The 20,239-nt window shown below is 48.0% G+C and carries 17 protein-coding genes and 1 other RNA gene; 8 read left to right on the plus strand and 10 right to left on the minus strand.

The annotated features are described in order from the left end of the window. Positions 1–268: 268 nt before the first annotated feature. The 4 genes from KH703_RS05150 to KH703_RS05165 all read right to left on the minus strand — a co-directional run bounded on the left by KH703_RS05150 (position 269) and on the right by KH703_RS05165 (position 4,591). A complete protein-coding gene (locus KH703_RS05150; protein WP_177388229.1) occupies positions 269–457 on the minus strand; it encodes a sodium-dependent tyrosine transporter in 189 nt (62 codons plus the stop codon). A gap of 17 nt (positions 458–474) precedes the next feature. After that, positions 475–1,266 (minus strand): winged helix-turn-helix domain-containing protein, encoded by a 792-nt coding sequence (locus KH703_RS05155; protein ID WP_304294697.1) that lies wholly within the window; start codon positions 1,264–1,266, stop codon positions 475–477. A 9-nt stretch (positions 1,267–1,275) separates the two neighbouring features. Then, on the minus strand, positions 1,276–2,058 hold the full coding sequence (gene fdhD / locus KH703_RS05160) for a formate dehydrogenase accessory sulfurtransferase FdhD (protein ID WP_304294699.1): 783 nt from the start codon (positions 2,056–2,058) through the stop codon (positions 1,276–1,278). Positions 2,059–2,338: 280 nt separating this feature from the next. Then, a complete protein-coding gene (locus tag KH703_RS05165; protein WP_304294701.1) occupies positions 2,339–4,591 on the minus strand; it encodes a molybdopterin oxidoreductase family protein in 2,253 nt (750 codons plus the stop codon). A 535-nt stretch (positions 4,592–5,126) separates the two neighbouring features. Between KH703_RS05165 and napA the strand changes: the two genes are divergently transcribed. The 6 genes from napA to KH703_RS05195 are packed head-to-tail and all read left to right on the plus strand — an operon-like array spanning position 5,127 to position 11,555. Next, positions 5,127–7,910: a nitrate reductase catalytic subunit NapA gene (gene napA, locus KH703_RS05170; RefSeq protein WP_304294703.1), complete on the plus strand. Its 2,784-nt coding sequence runs from the start codon at positions 5,127–5,129 to the stop codon at positions 7,908–7,910. 3 nt (positions 7,911–7,913) lie between these two features. After that, positions 7,914–8,672, plus strand: coding sequence for a ferredoxin-type protein NapG (gene napG, locus KH703_RS05175; RefSeq protein ID WP_304294706.1), 759 nt, complete (start codon positions 7,914–7,916; stop codon positions 8,670–8,672). Then, a complete protein-coding gene (gene napH, locus KH703_RS05180; RefSeq protein WP_304294708.1) occupies positions 8,669–9,478 on the plus strand; it encodes a quinol dehydrogenase ferredoxin subunit NapH in 810 nt (269 codons plus the stop codon). The genes napG and napH overlap by 4 nt, the downstream gene beginning before the upstream one ends. Then, positions 9,475–10,008: a nitrate reductase cytochrome c-type subunit gene (locus KH703_RS05185; protein WP_005869234.1), complete on the plus strand. Its 534-nt coding sequence runs from the start codon at positions 9,475–9,477 to the stop codon at positions 10,006–10,008. The genes napH and KH703_RS05185 overlap by 4 nt, the downstream gene beginning before the upstream one ends. A 9-nt stretch (positions 10,009–10,017) precedes the next feature. Beyond that, positions 10,018–11,223, plus strand: coding sequence for a hypothetical protein (locus tag KH703_RS05190; protein WP_304294711.1), 1,206 nt, complete (start codon positions 10,018–10,020; stop codon positions 11,221–11,223). Further along, positions 11,220–11,555 (plus strand): chaperone NapD, encoded by a 336-nt coding sequence (locus KH703_RS05195; RefSeq protein ID WP_304294713.1) that lies wholly within the window; start codon positions 11,220–11,222, stop codon positions 11,553–11,555. Before KH703_RS05190 ends, KH703_RS05195 begins: the two co-directional genes overlap by 4 nt. Before the next feature lie 578 nt (positions 11,556–12,133). On the opposite strand, the gene KH703_RS05200 is transcribed toward KH703_RS05195, so the two are convergent. Both KH703_RS05200 and KH703_RS05205 read right to left on the minus strand, forming a co-directional pair. Beyond that, positions 12,134–12,268 carry a hypothetical protein gene (locus tag KH703_RS05200; RefSeq protein ID WP_304294714.1) on the minus strand — a complete coding sequence of 45 codons (135 nt, stop codon included), beginning with the start codon at positions 12,266–12,268 and terminating at the stop codon, positions 12,134–12,136. A 29-nt stretch (positions 12,269–12,297) separates the two neighbouring features. Then, complete coding sequence (locus KH703_RS05205; protein WP_304294715.1) at positions 12,298–13,665, minus strand: AI-2E family transporter; 1,368 nt, start codon at positions 13,663–13,665, stop codon at positions 12,298–12,300. A 195-nt stretch (positions 13,666–13,860) separates the two neighbouring features. Between KH703_RS05205 and KH703_RS05210 the strand changes: the two genes are divergently transcribed. After that, positions 13,861–14,436 (plus strand): hypothetical protein, encoded by a 576-nt coding sequence (locus KH703_RS05210; protein WP_304294717.1) that lies wholly within the window; start codon positions 13,861–13,863, stop codon positions 14,434–14,436. Positions 14,437–14,780: 344 nt separating this feature from the next. Here the strand turns inward: KH703_RS05210 and KH703_RS05215 are convergent, their stop codons facing one another. From KH703_RS05215 to panB, 4 genes are all read right to left on the minus strand, one after another. Next, positions 14,781–15,257, minus strand: a complete 477-nt coding sequence (locus KH703_RS05215; RefSeq protein ID WP_304294718.1) for a hypothetical protein — start codon at positions 15,255–15,257, stop codon at positions 14,781–14,783. Between the two features lie 311 nt (positions 15,258–15,568). Further along, positions 15,569–16,585 (minus strand): Holliday junction branch migration DNA helicase RuvB, encoded by a 1,017-nt coding sequence (gene ruvB, locus KH703_RS05220; RefSeq protein ID WP_304294720.1) that lies wholly within the window; start codon positions 16,583–16,585, stop codon positions 15,569–15,571. Between the two features lie 804 nt (positions 16,586–17,389). Further along, entirely contained in the window at positions 17,390–18,067 is a 678-nt protein-coding gene (locus KH703_RS05225) for a hypothetical protein (RefSeq protein WP_304294721.1), read from the minus strand. Positions 18,068–18,485: 418 nt separating this feature from the next. After that, entirely contained in the window at positions 18,486–19,283 is a 798-nt protein-coding gene (gene panB, locus KH703_RS05230) for a 3-methyl-2-oxobutanoate hydroxymethyltransferase (RefSeq protein ID WP_304294722.1), read from the minus strand. Positions 19,284–19,381: 98 nt separating this feature from the next. Between panB and ssrA the strand changes: the two genes are divergently transcribed. Next, positions 19,382–19,743, plus strand: a transfer-messenger RNA (tmRNA) gene (ssrA, locus tag KH703_RS05235). The last annotated feature ends 496 nt before the right edge of the window (positions 19,744–20,239 follow it).

Below are 20,239 nucleotides of genomic sequence, written 5' to 3' on the forward strand. Positions count from 1 at the left end.
ATCTTTCAAGTAAATTTGGCGAACGAATATTGTCATAGACCTTATTTGCGTAGCTATATCCTCTATTTACACCTACGCTAGGCTCTATATCCGAAGCTTGTTCGCTGTAAATTTACCGCAACATCTTTGCGCAAGCTCTTCTTGAAAGCACAAACCCGAAAATCATTGTCGTGCTAATGATCGGCAAGCCGCTGCCGTATCACAAAGAGCCGCTATTTTGCGGATCTGTTCGCAAGCTGCTCGCGCGAATATGAAGTACGCTTTGCGCCTATTTGCCGATAAAATTTTTCTGCAGCCACTCCATCGCTTTTTCTTCGCTTTCAAATCTGCCGCTTTTGGCGACTTGAAACTGCCCCTCATAGAAGCGAATTCTAATACCGTCTTGGACGCTATCTACCTTGATACGAGTGATCCTGTCTTTATTTAGATAGGTTCGTTCGTTTAGCTTTACAAACATCGTTTTCTCCTTTAAATTTAATGGTTTTTATCTTTCGCTTTACTTGCGTCTTTCTCGCCCTCTTTTTTCAAAAACAGCTCCTTAAAGCGCTCGTTTGCATAGTTTTCTATATCGCTTTGCAGCTGCTTATACGCGGCGATCAGCTCATAGGCGCGCTCATTTAGCGTCGTGCCCGCGGCATTGCCGCCGCCTTGCTTGGTGCTAAAGAGTTCCTCTTGTAGATTTTTTTGTAAAATTTGCAGATGGCTCCAGCATTTTTTGTAGTTCATCCCCAAAACCTCGGCGGCTTTAGAGATGGAACCCGTCTGAGCGATCACGTCCAGCACTTCGGTTTTGCCCTTGCCAAAAATGAGCTCGCCCTGCGCATTTTCGATCCAAGTTTTTGTTTTTACCCTCATTCTTTTGCCTTTCTTCTCCTTAAAGCAGCCCAGCTGACAATATTTCACGTCTATGGCATGCTCCTTAAGCGTAGAGCGCACGGTATCGAACCCCACTCCGCCGCTAGCTACGGCGCGGGCGTCGCGGCAAAAAATCCGCCTTTTCTCATCCAAAAACGGATTTAGCTTCTGCAGCGCCTTTATGCTGCCTCCGCTACATTTCAGCTTGCCGAACTGTCCGAGTTCGCAGCGATCTATCCGTATCCCTTCGCGTGCTGCGAGATCTCCTACGATGCTCGCGTCTACGCCTAATTTGGCGGCAATCTTAAACGCCGCGCCGCAATCGAGCTTGCCGCTTGGATTTAGTAAATTTAAAATCAGCCTTTTGATCTCGCTTGCTTTTTTATCGTCTATCTTGATATCTATCTCCATGCCGCCCTCTTAACTCAAAATTCTCTCTTCGCCGCTATAAACGTTTAAATTTTCGCCGCGCGCGAAGCCGCAAAGGGTAAGATCAAATTTACGCGCAATCACGACGCCGAGACTCGTAGGAGCCGTACGCGAAACAAGCGCGCTAACGCCGCTCATCACGGCTTTGGCGACCATTTCGGAGCTTAGCCTGCCGCTTACCAAAAGAAGCGAGCCCTGCGTATCGTGCCCCGCCAAGACCGCTTTACCGACCGATTTATCGATGGTATTGTGCTGGGCGATATCCTCGCCGATAAAATGCTCGCCGCCCGCGGTAAAGAGCTTTGCGGTGTGCACACAGCCCGTCATCTCATAAAGCTCGCACTGCGTGTAAAACTCGCTCATCAAATTTAAAATTTCATTCTTATGAAATTTAGCGTCCGAGCGGACTTTACGCGCCGTCATCGCCTCTGGATCGATATTTGCGGTAGAGCTGCGCCCGCAGCCGCTGATGATGACCTTTTCGGCATCGAAGCTATTTAGCCGCTTTTCGTTTATCTCGCCGCAGACATTCACGCTAAGCCCGTCGGGCGCAAGTTCGATGCTTCTTATACCGCTTGGATCCGAGATCAAATTTTCGCTTAGCAAATAGCCTACCGCAAGCGCCTTTAAATCGCTCGGAGTTGCCATCAGCGCGCCGAAACGCTTGTCGTTTAGTAAAATTTCAAGCTTGATCTCGCGAACCAAGATATCGCTTACGATCCTTCTTTCATCCCCTTTAAATTTAACTATCTCCGCCCTATAAATCGGCTCCATAGACCTTCCTTATTTTAATTTCGCCCGTATCGTAGTGAAATTTTGCTTAAATAGCCTTAATCCGCCGAAGTAAAGCCGAAGCGGCGTGCGTAAATTTAAAGCGCTCGCAGTTTTGTATTTAAAAAATCGCGTGGAAGATCCACGAGCCGCTCGCACCGTGAGTGCAAGCGGTCATGAAGCGCCCGCAAAGATAAAATTTCATCAAATTTTGCCGTAGCCGCGATTAAGCAGCCGCGATTAAATTTCATCTTTGCAAAGCGGGCGGAGTTTACCGCCCAAATTACCTATGCACCGGCGATAGATAAGGTTTCTCGGAGTGCATCGACATCTCATTTTGTCTTCTGAACTCGATAAACTCGCTCTCGCTAAGCTTTCTGATATTTGCGATCGTCATCTTTAGCGGCGGGATGCCAGATAGTGGATCCAGATCGCCCGCATGCACGAGCTCGTTACCGTCGGCCTCGCTGTAATGGAAGGTCGTAAATATCGTACCTTCTTTCAGATCCGGATTTATGCGAAGCTTCGCGGCGATCTGACCGCGCTTATTTTTGACGAGCGCGTAGCAGCCTTCGGTAAGCTCACGTTCGCGTGCGATGTCAGGGCTTACCTCGATGAGCGCGCCTTCTGCGCCCGCGCCGTACTCTAGCGCGCGGCACTCTCTCGTCATCGTGCCCGTATGGTAGTGATAAACCTTGCGCCCAGTCGTAAATAAGCACGGATAAATTTCATCCGGTATCTCGCTAAGCGCGCCGCTTCCCACCGGATAATCATCAGGGATTTTCATCTTGGCTCTGAAATCCGCCTCAGCTTTAGCGCGCCCCTCTTTATCATCCACGTAAAGCACCGGCACCATTCTAAATTTACCATCAGGCAGCATCGATTTATGATCTGCGTAAAGCACCGGTGTGCCCGGATGATCTTCGTCTGGACATGGCCAGCTTATGCCACCTAGCTTATCTAGCCTATAGTAGCTAATACCGCCGAAAAATTTAGGCATTAATGCACGCACTTCGTTCCAAATTTCTTCCGCGCTCAAAAAATCAAACCCTTCAAGTCCCATTCTTTGCGCGATATTGCAAACTACCTTCCAATCAGGCTCTACGCCAGGAGCCGGCTCGCTTGCCTTGCGCGTGCGCTGGACGCGGCGGGAAGTGTTTAAAAAGGTGCCATCCTTCTCACCCCAGCCGGCAGCAGGTAGTACGACGTCGGCCTTCTGTGCGCTCTCGGTAAAGAAAAGATCCTGCACGATAAAGCAATCCAGATGATGCGTTGCGTGCACGAAGTGTTCCGTCCAAGGATCGCTCATTACGGGGTTTTCGCCGTAAACGTAGAGCAGTTTCAGCTCGCCGCTATCCATTTTATCGGGAGCAATCGTAAGTTTAAAGCCTGGAGTCGGATTTAGCTCGAAGTGCCATACTCTGCGCGCCTGCTCCTGGGCATAAGCGGAATTTACCGCACCTGCGGGGATGACGTTAGGTAGCGCGCCCATATCGCATGCGCCCTGGACGTTGTTTTGACCGCGCAAAGGATTTACGCCTGCGCCTCGTTTGCCTAAATTTCCCGTCAAAATGGCTAAATTTGAAAGCGAAAAGACGTTTGATGTGCCGTCGCTAAACTGCGTGATACCCATCGTGTAGCAGATCGCCGCTGCGCCTGCCTTAGCATACATTCTAGCAGCTTCGATTACGAGCTCCTTTTTCACGCCGGTCTCGCGCTCGAATCGCTCAGGCGTAAAGTCCTTAACCGCCTCTTTTAGATACTCGTAGCCCTGAGCGTAGTTTTTGATAAACTCGTCGTCTTGCAAATTTTCGGCGATGATAACGTGCATAATGGTATTTAGCGTCTTAATGTTCGCGCCCACCGGGATTTGCAGATAGATATCGGCTTTTTTCGCCATATCGGTGCGCTTTGGATCTACGACGATCATCTTGGCGCCGCGCTGCAAGCCTCGCTGCATCTGCATGGCAATGATCGGATGGCACTCGCTTGTGTTGGTGCCGATGAGCAAAAATACGTCCGTATCGGTAGCGAATTCGACCAAATCGTTCGTCATCGTTCCGTTTCCTAACGTGTTGGCAAGACCTGCCACTGTAGGAGCGTGTCAAAGACGGGCGCAGTGATCGACGTTATTGCTGCCCTGAGCTCGGAAAAATTTCTGAAAAATGTAGTTGTCTTCGTTATTTGAGCGCGCCGAGCTAAAACCCATTATCGAGTTCGAGCCATATTTTTCGACGGTCTCTTTAAATTTAGACGCTACGAAATCATAAGCCTCCTCGAAGCTTACCTCCTCGAGTTTGCCGCTTCTATCAAATACTCCGTTTTTCTTACGGATCATAGGTTTGGCAAGGCGTTTTGGAGAGTTTACGAACTCCCAGCCGAACATCCCTTTTAAGCATAGCTCGCCGTCATTTACGTGATGAGCCTGCGTAGGGCGCGCATTTACGATCCTGCCGTCTTTTACGATAAGATCGATACCACAGCCGGTGCCGCAGTAAGGACAAGTCGTTTTGACAATCTTTTCTCTGGATTGCATAATATTCCTTTCAAGAATTTTGGTTTGCACGGCTATTATACTTTCTAGATTATAAAAGAATTTTTAAATTAGTGAATTTTTTTAAGCAAAATTTAAGTAATATGCAAATATCGCATATCAAATTGAATAGTTAAATTTTACGCTTTTGCTTCGATAATGACGGCGTTTTAGCGTAAAATTTATCGCTTATCGCAAAAGACGCTTTTTAAGCTAACTTTTATAAATTTAATAGAATTTTGAAATTATATTACGCTCCGTTTTATTTCAAAGCGCGATTAAATTTTTATGAAATTTTAATGCTAATTTATCGGTATAATATATTAATTTAATTAAATGAAAATATATATTAAAATTTATCAAAAACTCGCTGTCCTGATAAAATTTGAGCCACTAAATTTAAAATTTATAAAATTATTATTTTATATCTGAAATTCATTGCAGAAAAAACCTTGATTTTAATCTAGACTAAGCCGTTTTTTTATGCTATTATCCAAACGTTAATAGAAATTTACATTCTAAACGAAAGGTTAATCTCATGGATAGACGAGACTTTATAAAAAGCTCTGCAGCAGCGGCTGCCTGTAGCGTTGCGGGCATCAGCTTGCCTAGCAGTCTTAGTGCTGCGGACGAAGCCGAAAAAGGCTGGCGCTGGGACAAGGCGGCCTGTCGCTTCTGCGGCACCGGCTGTGGCATCATGGTAGCCACCAAAGACGGTAAGATCGTAGCGGTCAAAGGCGATCCGCTAGCGCCCGTAAATCGCGGTCTAAACTGCATCAAAGGCTATTTCAACGCCAAGATCATGTACGGTGCCGATCGCATTACCAAGCCTCTTTTACGCGTAAATTCCAAAGGCGAATTCGACAAAAAGGGAAAATTTATCGAGATCAGCTGGCAAAGAGCGTTCGACGAAATGGAGAAGCATTTTAGGCGAGCCTATAACGAAGGCGGTCCCGAGGGCTTTGCCGTACTTGGCAGCGGTCAATACACGATCCCAGAAGGCTACGCCGCAGCAAAGCTAGTAAAGGCGGGCTTTCGCTCCAATAATCTCGATCCCAACGCTCGCCAGTGCATGGCCAGCGCCGTCGTAGGCTTTATGCAAACCTTCGGTATTGACGAGCCTGCGGGCGTTTTCGACGATATCGAGCTAACCGATACCATCATCGCTTGGGGCGCGAATATGGCTGAGATGCACCCGATTCTTTGGTCTCGCGTCTCCGACCACAAGCTTCGCAACCCGGACCGCGTAAAAGTTATAAATCTCTCGACCTACTCTAGCCGCACTTCAAACATCGCCGATATCGAAATTATATTCCGTCCGAATACTGATCTTGCGATATGGAACTACATAGCAAGAGAGATCGTCTACAACCACCCGGATATGATAGATGAGAAATTTATTAAAGAGCACTGCGTATTCGCTACCGGTCCAGTAGATATCGGCTACGGCTTGCGAGAAGATATAAATCATAAAAAATACCGCAAAACCGAGCTTGATACAGCAGCTAAGCAAAAATCCAAAATTTTAAGCAAATCCGAGGGCGTTACCTTAGCATATCTGGGTATGAAAGAGGGCGACGTACTCGAAAACAAACACTCTGACAAATCGGACGCTCACTGGCTCATAAGCTTCGAAGAATTTAAAAAAGCGCTGGAGCCCTACACGTTAGAATTTGTAGCGCCTTTAGCTAAGGGTGACGAAAGTGAGGATTTAGAGGCGTTTAAGACCAAGCTAAAGCAGCTGGCAGATTATTACATCGAAAAGGACCGCAAAGTAGTAAGCTTTTGGACGATGGGCTTTAATCAACACTCAAGAGGAACTTGGGTCAATGAGCAAAGCTACATGGTACATTTCCTTCTCGGCAAGCAAGCCAAACCTGGCTGCGGAGCGTTTTCGCTTACCGGTCAGCCTAGCGCTTGCGGCACGGCTAGAGAGGTGGGCACGTTTTCTCACCGCCTACCTGCTGATATGGTCGTGGCAAATCCGGCACACAGAAAGGTTTCCGAAAAAATTTGGAAGCTTCCAGAGAACACGATAAACCCAAAACCGGGCGCACACTACGTGCAGGCTCTGCGCAATCTCGAAGATGGCAAGATAAAATGGCTATGGGTTCAGGTAAATAACCCGTGGCAGCAGATCGCCAACGCAAACCACTGGATCGCAGCGGCGCGCGAGATGGATAACTTCATCGTAGTAAGCGACCCGTATCCGGGGCTAAGTGCGAAGGTAGCCGATCTAATCCTGCCAACCGCGATGATCTACGAAAAATGGGGTGCATACGGCAATGCCGAGCGCAGAACTCAGTGGTGGAGACAGCAGGTCCTTCCTGTGGGCGACGCGATGAGCGATACGTGGCAGATGCTAGAGTTTTCCAAGCGCTTCAAACTCAAGGATTTCTGGGGCGAGGTTAAAGTAAATGATAAGCTTACGCTTCCAAACGTTTTAGATAAAATTTCAGAATTCGGCTATACGCCAGAAACTACACTATTTGAAGTGCTCTTTGCAAACAAAGACGCTCAGGCTTTCGCTGCAAAAGATCCGATTATGGCAAGCTTCGATAACTCCGAAGTAAACGGCGACTCTCGTGGCGTCATCGGCAGCGACGGCAAAGAATTTAAAGGATATGGCTTTTTCATTCAAAAATATCTCTGGGAGGAATATCGAAAATTCGGCACCGGTCACGGACACGACCTGGCCGATTTCGATACATATCACCGAGTGCGCGGTCTTAGGTGGCCGGTCGTAGACGGCAAAGAAACGCTTTGGCGCTTTAACGCTCAATACGATCCTTATGCTAAAAAAGCGGCTCCGGATAGCGACTTCGCCTTCTATGGCAACGCCAAAGCGGCGCTTCCTAGCGGCGATCTAAAATCCGCTACTTCTGGCGAAGAAAAAACAAGCCTTGCCAATAAAGCTAAAATTTTCTTCCGTCCATATATGGATCCTGTAGAAGTGCCAAGCGAAGAATATCCTTTCTGGCTATGTACGGGTCGCGTGCTAGAGCACTGGCATACGGGCACTATGACTATGCGCGTGCCGGAGCTTTATCGCGCCGTACCGGAAGCAAGATGCTATATGAACGAATCTGATGGCGCCAAAATCGGCGTGCAACAAAACGAAATCGTCTGGATCGAGTCGCGCCGCGGCAAGGTAAAAGCGCGTGTGGACTTCCACGGACGTAATATTCCGCCGAAAGGACTTATTTTCGTGCCGTTTTTTGACGAGAAGGTTTATATCAACCGCGTCACGCTCGATCATACCTGCCCGCTTTCAAAAGAGACCGACTACAAAAAATGCGCGGTTAAAATTTACAAGGCGTAAATTATGAATAGGCGTGAGGTCTTAGGTATTCTTTCTTTAGCTGCGGGCGTAGGCGCTTTGGGGCTCGGAGTCGCAAACTCTAGCGAGCACGCCAAACTCCGCCCGCCCGGAGCTATAAGCGAGAAAGAATTTCTTAGCAAATGCCTAAGGTGCGGACTTTGTGTCGAGGCGTGCCCATTTGATACGCTTAAGCTTGCGAGCTTTTGCGATCATGCTATTGCAAACGGCACGCCGTTTTTTATCCCGCGCGAAATTCCGTGCTATATGTGCGACGACATACCTTGCGTCGCGGCCTGTCCTAGTGACGCACTAGATAAAAGCTTAGTAAGCGAAGACTCCAAGCTTAACGTGCGTCTATCTAAAATGGGCGTTGCGGTCATAGATACCGAGCATTGCATCGCTTATGCGGGTATCCAATGTGACGCGTGCGTGCGAAACTGCCCCGTGATGGACAAGGCGCTTAGGATCGATTACCGTCACAACGACCGCACCGAAAAACACGCCCTGCTCGTGCCCGTCGTAGATAGCGACTACTGCACGGGTTGCGGTAAGTGCGAGCATGCCTGCGTCACGAAAAAGGCGGCTATCAGCGTCGTGGAGCGCGAGCGCGTCATAGGAATTTCAAGCGATAATTACGTCAAAGGCTGGATCAAGGGCGACGACGCGAAGCTAAAGGACGCAGACACCAAAATCAAGCTCGATCCGCAAAAAAGCAGGGATTACTTAAACGAGGACGATCTAATGGAAGGAGCTAGGCAATGAAATATACTATTTTAAGGCGTTTGAGCCAAATTTCTATTCTAGTCCTTTTTATTTTAGGAAATAATTTTGCCTTCAAAGCCGCGAGCAAAAACGGAATTTTATCGGGAATTCTAAAAGGCAATCTAAGCTCGTCGAAACTTTTGGGCACGATTAGTCTAAGCGATCCGTTTGCGACCGCGCAGATGCTGCTAGCTAGCTTTTCTTTGGGCGCTACGGCAGTTATCGGAGCGGTTATCGTAGGCGCATTTTATGCGCTTATAGCGCCGCGAGTATATTGCTCATGGGTCTGCCCGATAAATTTACTGACCGATCTTGCCGCATGGCTTCGTAAAAGACTCGGCATAACGACTAAGATCGTTAGCGTAAACCGCAAGGCTCGCTACGTCCTAGCGGTGCTAGCGCTTGTTTGCAGCGGAGCTTTCGGCTTTGCGGCGTTTGAGAGCGTAAGCTTTATCTCGCTTTTCGCGCGCGCCGTCATATCGCTGAGTGCGAGTGCGTTTGCAATCGCGCTACTGATCGTAGTTTTTGAAATTTTCGCAGGCGATCGCACGATCTGTTCGCGGCTATGCCCGCTCGGCGGATTTTGGGCGGCGCTTAGCTATTTTAGCATCATTCGTATTCGCCACGAGGTTGATAAATGCACGATGTGCGGCAAATGCAAAATGGTCTGCCCCGAAGTTCAGGTGCTTAAGATGGTCGGACGCGAAAACGGGCGCGTTAACAGCGAGTGTATCAGCTGCGGACGCTGCATCGACGTATGCGACGACGATGCGTTAAATTTTAGTATATTAGGAGTGAAAAAATGAAAAAAATGGTTTTAGGCTTGGCTCTTGCGTGCTGTGCGGCGCTCTTTGCCGCGGACAAGACGGCTTCTATAGACGCCGACAGCTTGGGCTTTATAAAAAGCGTGGACGAATCGGCGCAAAATAAAAATTCCCTGCCCGATTTCAAATATAGCGAGGATGCTCCGGGCGCCGCTTCGAAAATCGAGCGCAGCTTCGAAAACGCTCCGCCGCTCATACCGCACAGCCTAGAGGGGCTTGTACCGATCACAAAGGATAACAATATGTGCATAACCTGCCATATGCCCGATGTCGCTAAGGATGTAGGCTCTACGCCGATTCCAAAAAGCCACTTGGTGGACTTTCGCACAGGCGCGGATCTAAACGGCACGCTAGCCGAGCAAAGATTCAACTGCACACAATGCCACGTACCGCAAGCCCAAACCAATCCGCTCGTGAAAAATAATTTTAAGGCTGATTTTAGCAGGTTTAGTGACGCAAATTCCACTTCTAATCTCATAGATACGCTAAATCAAGGCGCCGAGGTTGAGTAGGAGCGCGCGATGAAATTTTTACCACCGCTACTACTTTGCGCCTGCTTCATCTATGCCGGCAACGGCGTTGCAATACCTAGTGGCGCTACGGGCATAGATGCGTCTGCGGAGATCAAACACGCTAGCTTCATACTAGAGCTTGACGCAAATGTCGCGGTGCTAAAAAATCTAGACGGCGAAATTTACGCAGGGCTTGACAACGGCAAGCTCTATAAAATCACCATTAACTCTGCGGAGAATTCCGCGCGAAATTCCGCTGCCGGGCAAAATTTCGCAGATCAAAATTCCGCCGCAAGCACAAATTCTGATGCGGCGCAGAATTCCAATGCGAAAGCGAGCGTAAATTCCACGGGAAATTCTACTGCGAATTCCGCTACCGTAAATTCTTTAGGAAATTTCGCGAAGCAAAATTCCGCCGAAAATTCTACGGCATTAAATTCTGCCCAGAATTCCGCCTCGGACACAATATCCAAAACGCTAATTTTCACCCTACCCTTGTCCAAAAATTACCTAGACGAGCCGATGGGCGCTACCATATTCGACGTCGATAAACTAGGCGAAAAATACGCATTTTTATATAACGGCGACGCGTTTGAAAAGATGCTGGGCGTGTTTGCGGGTGGCAAGATCACGCACTACAAATTGCCGATGACGGGGATTAAAAACGTCTATTTCTACGACGAAAATACCGTGATTTTGCTAGGTCTTGGTAGCGAAATTCTATACTTCGACCTGTCTAGCGGCAAGGTAAGCTTCGAGCAAAAGCTCACCATCGCGTCTTTGGGCGGCAGCGCCTACGACCGTGCTAGCGGGACACTGCTAATCTCGTGCGAGGGCGGCATCGTGTTTTATTTCGACGCGAAAGCAAAAAAGCTTATGAGCCAAAAGTCCCTACACAAGGACGGGATCTACTCCGTGGCGCTACTTGGCGATCGTATGATGAGCGGCTCGAACGACAAAGAAAGATCGTGTTACTACGAAAACGGCGATTTCTCTAAATTTTATAACGCCCATTTTGCAGTTTTTGCCGTGGCGCTAAGCCCCGAGCTGGGCGCTTTTACCGTTAATAACGGCGTGCGTGTAATCGATAAAGCAGGCGAGATCGTTCGCAACATCGAGCTAGATAACGATATCATCAACTATCTGCTTTTCGAAGGAGATTATCTCGTGGGCTCGGGGTATAATAGATATATCTACTTTTGGGGGCTAAAATGAATATTTCAAGCGTCGTGATCTATCTAGGCACAAATACCGACATAGCGGCGTTTCGCAAGGAGCTGCAAAGTATCGGCGGCTGCGAGTTTGTCGCGTGCGAGGACAGCAAGGCGGTAGCCACGATTAGTGCGGAGAGCTTCGAGGACGAGATCGCTGCATTTCGCGCGATAGAGGCCATAGAGGGCGTAAACGAGGCTATGATGATCTACTCATACTCCGATCTGGACGCAGATATCGCCGCGGCAAACTCCGACAACGGTGAGCAGATAATGCGCGAGCTGGACGAAAAAGACCCGAACCAGATCAAATACGGCGGCAAGGTGCGGGTCTAAACCGCCGCCACCATATTCGCGCTTTTTGTCTAAATTTTATATTTTCGACGATCTCTGTGTCACTCGGTAAAATTTTTTGTATAAATTTTATCCGCACCCACGGAATTTGAAATTTTTTCCAACTCATCTTTACCGCTTCTAGCCTATTTTTGTATCTCTAGCCCGACGCCACTTTTGCGCTCCTAACTGACTTTTGCGCTTTTGATCCACCGCCTTACGTTTAGCCGTAAAATTTAAATCTACAATTAGTCCTATGACGATACGGAATTTTAAAAACGGCGGACGAATTAAATTTATGAAATTTATGTGCAGGACGATGCTTTGCGCCGCATAAAAAAACATGCCGTACCAAAATCAGACGTCGCGACGCCCGTCTGCTTGAGGTGCCGCTATAAAATACGACTACCGGGGCGCCGGCAGAAACTACTTTCGCACGCAGCTTGAGATGCGCCGCAATAAAACATCGAGCGAGCTCCGCTGCCGTCAAACACGCTAAATTTAGCGCGCGCATTTACTCCCTAGTATCGCGGCCCTTCATTCGGCCACGGGCTTTGCGGCGCGCAGAGGGTTTTTAAATTTCAAAACAAGAGCATAAATTTTAAAATTCCTAGACGTAGAAATTCCGCGCCGAAGCTAAATTTTAAAATTTGGCGCGAGGGCGTAAGAGCCGCAAGGGTATGCTTGGCATTGCGCTTTACGGGCAAAATTTTCATAAATTTAAAAGCGCCATGCGACGCAAGCCCTACTCGAATTCTATCTTTTTTAGATAATCGTATAAATTTAGCACCGCGATAAATAGCGTTAAAATCGCGGGCCCCAAGATCACGCCCCAGAACCCAAACGTGCTGATGCCCGAAAGCATCGAGAAGAAGATCAGCATCTCGTTGATGTTTGCGGGGTTTTCGACTAAGCGCGAGTTGATAAATTTTATCACGAGCGGCTTTACGAAGCTGTCCGCGAGCGTCGAGATCAGTATCACGCAATACGCCATTATCACGATCGCGCCCGAGGTGCTACCCCCCGCTAGCACGTATAGCGCGGTGGGTACATAGATGAGCGCGCCACCGACTGCGGGGATGAGTGAGCAGAAGGCGAAAAGCACCCCCATCAGCAGCGCGTCAAAGCCGAAGATCCCAGCGATGATCGAAAACAAAAAGCCCTGCAATACGGCGTTGAAAATGGTCGAGTAAAACACGACGCTCATCGTATTTGCCGTCTCGGAAAAGATATAATCGATCTGCGAGGGCTCGACGGGTAGAATTTTTTTGAAAAAGCGCTTGAAACTATCGCCGTAGAGGTATGCAAAAAAGCAAAACACGACGATAAGCACCATATCGACGATAAATTTTGCGCTGGATTTCCCGACGACTGAGAGGTAGGAGATGATCTGCTTCGCCACGCCCGCGACGTCTAGGTTTGCTAAAAATGAGCGAAACTGCGCATTAAATTTTTCAAAAGGCCCGGGCAGCTTGATGTCCAGGCTCTGAACGTAGCTAAGCGCGTCGTTTAGGCGCGCCATATCGAAGCTAGCGGCGTTTTTGGCGATCTCGATCACGGCGTAGATGAAAGGCACAAAAAAAAGCGCGCATAGCAAAAACACGCTCAGCACCGAGGCCAGCGTGCGCCTGCCGCGGCACAGCTTCATTACTTTAGCGTGCAGACCCGAGGTCGCCACCGCCATCAGCACGCCAATTGCGATCACCATCAAAAATGGCGAGAACAGATAGATCACGCAGCAAAACATCAGCAAGGTTGCGCCGATAAAAAATATCTTGTTCGTTTTCGCGCGCCCGTTAGCCTTGGCAAGGCCTGCTTTCACACCAGCAGCAGCTCCCGAAGCGGCAGCGGCGCCTAGCGCGGAAGCATTAGGCGAGAAGGTTTCATTAGCTTCGGCGGCGTCGCTAAATGCAGCCGCACCGGCAGATGAGGCTTTGTCGGTTTTGACCCGGTTTTTGCTTTGATTTTCGGCAGCGGTTTTGATTTTGCCACCTTCACTGCTTGCGGTTTGATTTTCGGTGAAATTTTGCGCCTCGCTTTTGGCGTTATTTTGGGCTATATTTTCAGCCAGGTTTTCATTGCGGCTTGTGGCGTTATCTTTTGGCGTCGGCAAATTTTATCCTTTTGAAATTTGATGAGCTATTTTATAAATTTTTTTATCAGATTTTGATTAAATTTTAAAATTTCATAGAATTTACGAGCGGCGTTCTCGTGCGTTTTCAACATACAGCGCGCTATACGACATATACACGGATCGTACTTAATTTATGAAAATAGCGCATAGCTCGAACATACATCAAAAACAGATGTGTGCTCCTATGCCGCATTCGAGCCCTGCGCGCACCGCGGCAAGACGCCGTCTTGCGCCGAGCTTTTGGCGGAGCTCGGGCTATCGCGCGTGGTAATCGGCGCGCGCGATACGAACGCGCAGGCTGCGGGCGGCGCGGAAATTTTACGCCGCGGGGGCATAGAGGTAAAATTTGACGTTTGCCATGCCGCGGCGGCGGAACTTGCGGAGCCGTTTTATTTGGCGCGCGAGAGCGGTTTTTGCTTCATCAAAATCAATGCCGCGCTAAACGGCGCGGTGCATGGGCGGATCGGCAGCGAGAAGCAGCGCGCGTTCGTGCACGAGCTGCGCGGCGTGTGCGATTACGTAGGCGTGGGCGGACAGACCGTGCGCGCCGACAGACCGACGCTGGACGCGCGTGCGGCTAAATTTGATGAAATTAGCGCTTTGGTGGGCAGTGCTGATATGCTGGCGCTAGACGCGCGCGTTGCGCCGCAAAATCTAAAGCTGCGCGCGCCTGATGTTTGGATATACTCGCGCCGCAGCCCTTATAATAAGCACAGGCGGCAACCGCGCGTGAAAAAGAAAAATGTATAGCGAATGCGTCTGCTAGAAGCGAAGTAAAATCGGTACGATAAACGAGAGTTAAGTAAAAGCTAAGCAGGCGGCAGGCTATTTTTTAGAAAATTAATGTACCTTAATAATCGCAAACAACAATCTGCGTAGAGCAAAAGAATAGCGAATTTATAAAATAATGAGCACAACGGATGCGCGAATAGACTAAATTTTAACTTTCAATGTAGAGTGAGAATAATAGCCGCCCTTATAGGCGTATGAAAGCAGAGCTTCGCTCCAGCTTGCGCTGCAGCCGCATTAGTGAGACCATGCGAAAGCGTATCTTTAATAATACCTAGCCCGTTACTCATTTTTTGTTCCTTTTTCTAGATTGTTTTAATCAAATTTCTATCTGAAAAATTTATAAAAAATATCAATAAAAGTAGAAAAATCGCCCCTTTTAAAAAGAATTTAAACTGTGCGGTCATCAAATATGGTCTTAATAATCTATGGTCAAAATTATATTTCTTATATATTTTTCCATCTTTATCTTCAAGCTGTAAAATTTCATTATTGCCTAATATATCCGGGCTCGGCTCGCCATAAATTTTGATTTTTTGCCCTTTTAGCTTTTCATAAATATCGCTATCGCTTTTGCTTATTTCATAAACCTTTTTCTTGCCGTTTTCTAGTTCTATATGTATTCGTCCGCCGCTTCCGCGAAAATCATAATAAACGTTTCTTAAAATTCCGGTATTTATTTCAAGCTCATTTAACTGCTTAGGCGACGTATCTGTCCTATAAATAGTAAAAAGCGTTCCACACAGAACAAAATGCAAACCATAACAGCCTATGCTAGCCACCTGTGCTGACGGATGCGAAACTCCCCTGATAAAAACGCGCCTGTAAAATACATCGTAAAAATAATAGAAGAGCCTTTTTTATATATTTTGTTATAAATTTCATAAAATTTCCCTTCATATTCTTTTGGATATTTTATTGAGCCGATAATAAATTTGCTCTAAATTTACAAAATTTCCCGCTTTAAATTTTAAATCTGAAGAAATTTTGAAACCAAGCAAAATTCAAAGACCAAATATACAAAATCGCCACGGCAGGGTTTCCACCTGCGTAGCTATGACTTAGCGCCGTGAAGTATAAAATTTCATCCGCCCTACTCCTCAAACAGATTTCTCTCCGCGGTCTTTAGCATGCGACCGAGCGCCTCGCGCGCCTTATCGGTTGCGATGCGGCCTTTGGCAGTTTTTTCGATGTAGCCGTTGGCGAGCAGATAGGGCTCGATGACGTCCTCGATCGTGCCCTCATCCTCACTAAGCGCCGCCGCTATCGTGCTAAGCCCCAAGGCACGGTGCTTGGCGTCAAATAAAATTTCCAAATATTTTATATCCATCTCGTCAAAGCCCTGCTCGTCCACGCCCAGCGCCTCAAGCCCTTCGCGCGCGCGATCGTGCGAGATAGCGCCCTCGTCGCGCACCTCGGCAAAATCGCGTATGCGGCGCAGCAACCTCAGCGCGATACGCGGAGTGCCGCGGGAGCGGCGCGCGATCTCGGCGCTGGCGTCGCTTGCACTCTCCTTGCCGAGTTTAACCGAAGCGATCTGCACTATCCGCGCAAGCTCGGCGTGCGTGTAAAACTGCAAGCGAAACTGCATGCCGAAGCGATCCCGCAGCGGCGCCGAGATCATGCCCGCGCGCGTCGTGGCGCCGATGAGCGTAAAGTGCGGAATGTCGATCTTAATGGTCTGAGCGGCGGGACCCGAGCCGATGATAATGTCGAGGCGGAAGTCCTCCATCGCCGAATACAGCACCTCCTCGATCGCGGGGCTTAAGCGGTGGATCTCGTCGATGAAAAGCACGTCGCCGCTTTGCAGGTTCGTTAAAATCGCCGCCAAATCGCCCGCTTTTTCGATCATCGGCGCGGCGGTGACCTTGATAGCAGCGCCCATCTGAGCGGCGATGATGTGCGCCAGCGTGGTTTTACCGAGCCCGGGCGGCCCGTAGAAAAGCACGTGATCAAGCACGTCGGCGCGCTTTTTCGCCGCGGCGATCGCGATGGCGAGGTTTGATTTGATCTTCTCCTGCCCCACGTAATCCTCGAAGCTCGACGGGCGCAGCGAGCTCTCCACGCTCTCATCGAGCTGCATCTTTTCGATCTCTACAATTCTGTCCATAATCTCTCTTTAATCGTTTTTAAAATTTTAGCAAGTGTAGCGAAAAATGGCTAAATTTTGACAATTTTGAAGGGATGGATCTTTGCGGGCGGAATAAAATTTGCCGCGCGGAATTTTACGGTACGCGCTTAGGGCTGGGGCTAAAAAGCAGAGCACCCGTCGCGAAAGACTGCGGAATTTTACCGCGGCGGGTTTAAGACTACGCTCATGCCGCTACGCCTGCTATGCTTTAGTGCGGAATTTTATTGTGGCGGCTCCCAAACAGCGCACGGATTGCTAACTGCGCTAAATTTTACGGCGCTGAATTTAGCACGTAGAATTTAAGGCTTTAGGCGTTCGCAATCGGTGATTGCGGAGCGGCGGTGCGAAATTTGAGCGCATAGAATTTAGAAACGAAATTTAGCCGTTTGAAAAATACACACGGAATTTTACGACGTAAAATTTGACGCTTGGAATTTTGTGATATTAAATTCGGCGTCTGGAATTTTGCAGCGGAATTTTGTCTTGTAGAATCTTGATACGGATTTTGTTTTTGCGGCAGCGAGGCTTTAAATTCCGCGCTTCAAGCTTCGCGGTACGCAGCTAGTCAGAATTCCATCTCGCATAGTCAGTTAAAATTTCACAAGAAATTCTACGTAGAATTTTATGCAGAATTCTGCTTTGCGCACTTGCGCGGCTAGGTAAAATTTCGCGCAAAGTTTGGTATTTTGAGACTGCTTGGAATTCGGCGCGGATTGTAAAATTTACCGCTAAGCTTAACGTGCGCTCGAGCGATCAAATTCAGCCACACAACCTCGCAACGCCTTATCGATCACTCTCTTTGATCAAGACACTTTTATTATCGTCGTCACCCTTACAAAGCACTCTATAATCCGATATTTCAATTGCATATAAAAATACTACGCCGTCGCTTTCAAATTTTTTCGAGCAGCTCTTGGTATATAGCTCGGCGAGCTTCGGACTCTTTAGAACATAAAACTCATAGCTATCGGCAAAGTGCTCCATATAGCTGTAGGTGATGCTCGCCCAAGGCACCCCGCTATCGCCGCTTTTATTTAGCACGATAGTTCTAGCGTTTATTGCTGCAAGCTTTGATTTTAGCTCTGCAAACGTCTTTTTGTCCCAGCCAATGAGCTTTAACCCCTCGCCTATGCTCGGCGCATTATCTTTGAAAATAGAATTTGAGTAAAATTTCGTCTTATTGCCGTCCATATAGATCCAAATATACTCATCGCCGTAGGCACTTTCGATCATGACGCGCAAATTTTTGGGAAAATTGCGATCCGCAAATGCTAGCAGGTCTAGAAATTTCTCGCGATTTTGCTCGTAGTTTTGCATCAGCGGAGCTTTATCTAGCTCTATTGCGTCGTGATCGACAAAAAAGAATTTAAAATACAAAACTATCGCCAAAATCGGCAGTACCTTTACGCAAAAGAGCAAGCCCAGAGCCGCGGCTATGATGATTTTTAAAGCTTTAGCCAAATTTTCTCCTTAAATTTTATAAGCCATTTAGACGTGACGGCTAGTTTATGCCAGAATTCTACGGCTGCGTGCGTAAAATTTAGCTCTCGCAGCATATTTTAGAGCTGCGGGCGCGAGAGCGTTCATGAAAAGCGCTCTCGCGTTGCAGTCGGCGACAGAAATAGCGCCCGCATGCAGAAGCGCGCAAACTCTCGCGCGACACCGCCCCGCATAAAATACTGCGCAGAGTATCCGCCCAAAGCGCCTGCGATCTCTCGCACTTGATAAAGCGCTCACAATAGCTCACGTCGAATAAATTTCAAGCGGCGCGAGCCGTTTACATAGCCTGTGACGCGAAAACGAAGCGTTAATTTAAGACAAGCGTAGTTTTATTGCCAGAATTTCGGCGCGTAAATTTTAAAATTTAGCCCAAATCCCACTATTGCTTATATTCAAACTCCTCGCTCGGAAAGCTCTCCTCCTTGACTTCGCGCGCATATTCGCGCACCGCGCCTTTTACCAGCTCGGCGCCGTCTAAATAGCGCTTAACGAATTTCGGCCGAAACTCCGTGAAAAATCCACACATATCGCTCCACACAAGCACCTGTCCGTCCACGCCGGCGCCAGCACCGATGCCGATGACCGGCACGTCGGTACCGAGCGCCACTTGATTTGCGACTGCGGAGATCGTCCCCTCGACCAACAGCAGCACCGCGCCCGCCTCGGCAAGCGCTCTAGCGTCGCTTAAAACCTCGCGCGCGCCCTCCTCGCCACGCCCACTTACCTTGTAGCCGCCCATAAAGCGCGAAAATTGCGGCTTTAGCCCGATGTGGCTCATCACGGCGATACCGTTTCGATTAAGCAGTGCCACGGTATCTGCCATATGCGCGCCGCCTTCGATTTTGACGGCGTCGCAGCCGGTACTTTCATAGACTTTGGCGCAGTTTTGTAGCGCGAGCTCTGGCGTCGCGCACGAGCAAAACGGCATATCTACGACCATATACGCTCGATTTAGCCCCCGTCTTACGGCGCGCGCATGATATATCATCTGCTCTACGCTTGCGCCCAGGGTCTCGGAGTGCCCGCCGAAGCTCATATTTAGGCTGTCGCCTACGAGCACCATATCGACTTCGTCGTCGAAAATTTTAGCAAAAAGCGCGTCATAGGCAGTGATCATCACGATCTTTTCGCCGGATTTTTTCATCTCGTATAATTTAGAAAGCGTGATTTTTGACATTTTGGCTCCTTGATTTGGTTAAAATTTGAACGCAATTCTAGCATAAGCCGAATTTGACATTTATAAAATTTTAAAGTAAAATGCGCGCGCATTCTTTCGGGGGTGACTTGGCTTCGACGGGAACGGATGGGTCAAGGCTGCATGTCGCTTTGGATACAGCGTATAAAATCCAAACTAAATTTAAACGCAAACAACGTTAAATTTGCTCCTGCTTACGCTAAAGTTGCGTAAGTCCAGTCGAGCCCTGCTCTGCGCCGATACTATCTAAGCGTGGTGGCGGGTAATCTGCGATAGCGTAGCTCTGCGGCGTGACGAGCCGTAGGGTGAAACTCTAGTCTTTGCGCCGGCGGGTCGTTTTGGAAAGTGAGCGAGCCTGCGCGAGAACTTCGCTTTTGCTAAACATGTAGAGGCTTTGGTCGTTTGTTTTCGGACTGCGGTTCAATCCCGCACACCTCCACCAATTAAGCTATCTTTAAGTTCCAATCACTTCTTTTTACTTCTCTTCAATTCCCGTATATAGGTGCTTGCTTATCTTATATTTAGATTATTTTTCTTTCCTTTTATTTTTGTTTGTAGTATAATTATTTCTGAAAAAATAGGGGTTCTATTAGGGGCTTTTTTGCATTAGGGGTTTTCCCGTATTATGTAGCAACCATAACCAACTTCTATAAAATAAATTCAGATAAAATTTTAGCTATATCTAATCACATATAATTGCAGTAAAAAGGGAAAAATATGACGAATATAACGACATAATAGATTTCGTTCAAAGAAGCGATAAAAAGCTCGAACAGGTAAATTTTAAGCTTACCATACTTGAAACGAATACGAATGATTATAAGGATATCGGCTCGCATCTAAATTCTTTAGGCGACGTCGTGACCCGCTCCGATCTAAATTTCTTTATAAATTTAATCACTATGCCATACACCGCTCAAACCAACGTAGTAACTACA

Origin of the sequence: Campylobacter gracilis (genome assembly GCF_018374135.1) — a bacterium.
Classification (GTDB): Bacteria; Campylobacterota; Campylobacteria; order Campylobacterales; family Campylobacteraceae; genus Campylobacter_B; species Campylobacter_B gracilis_A.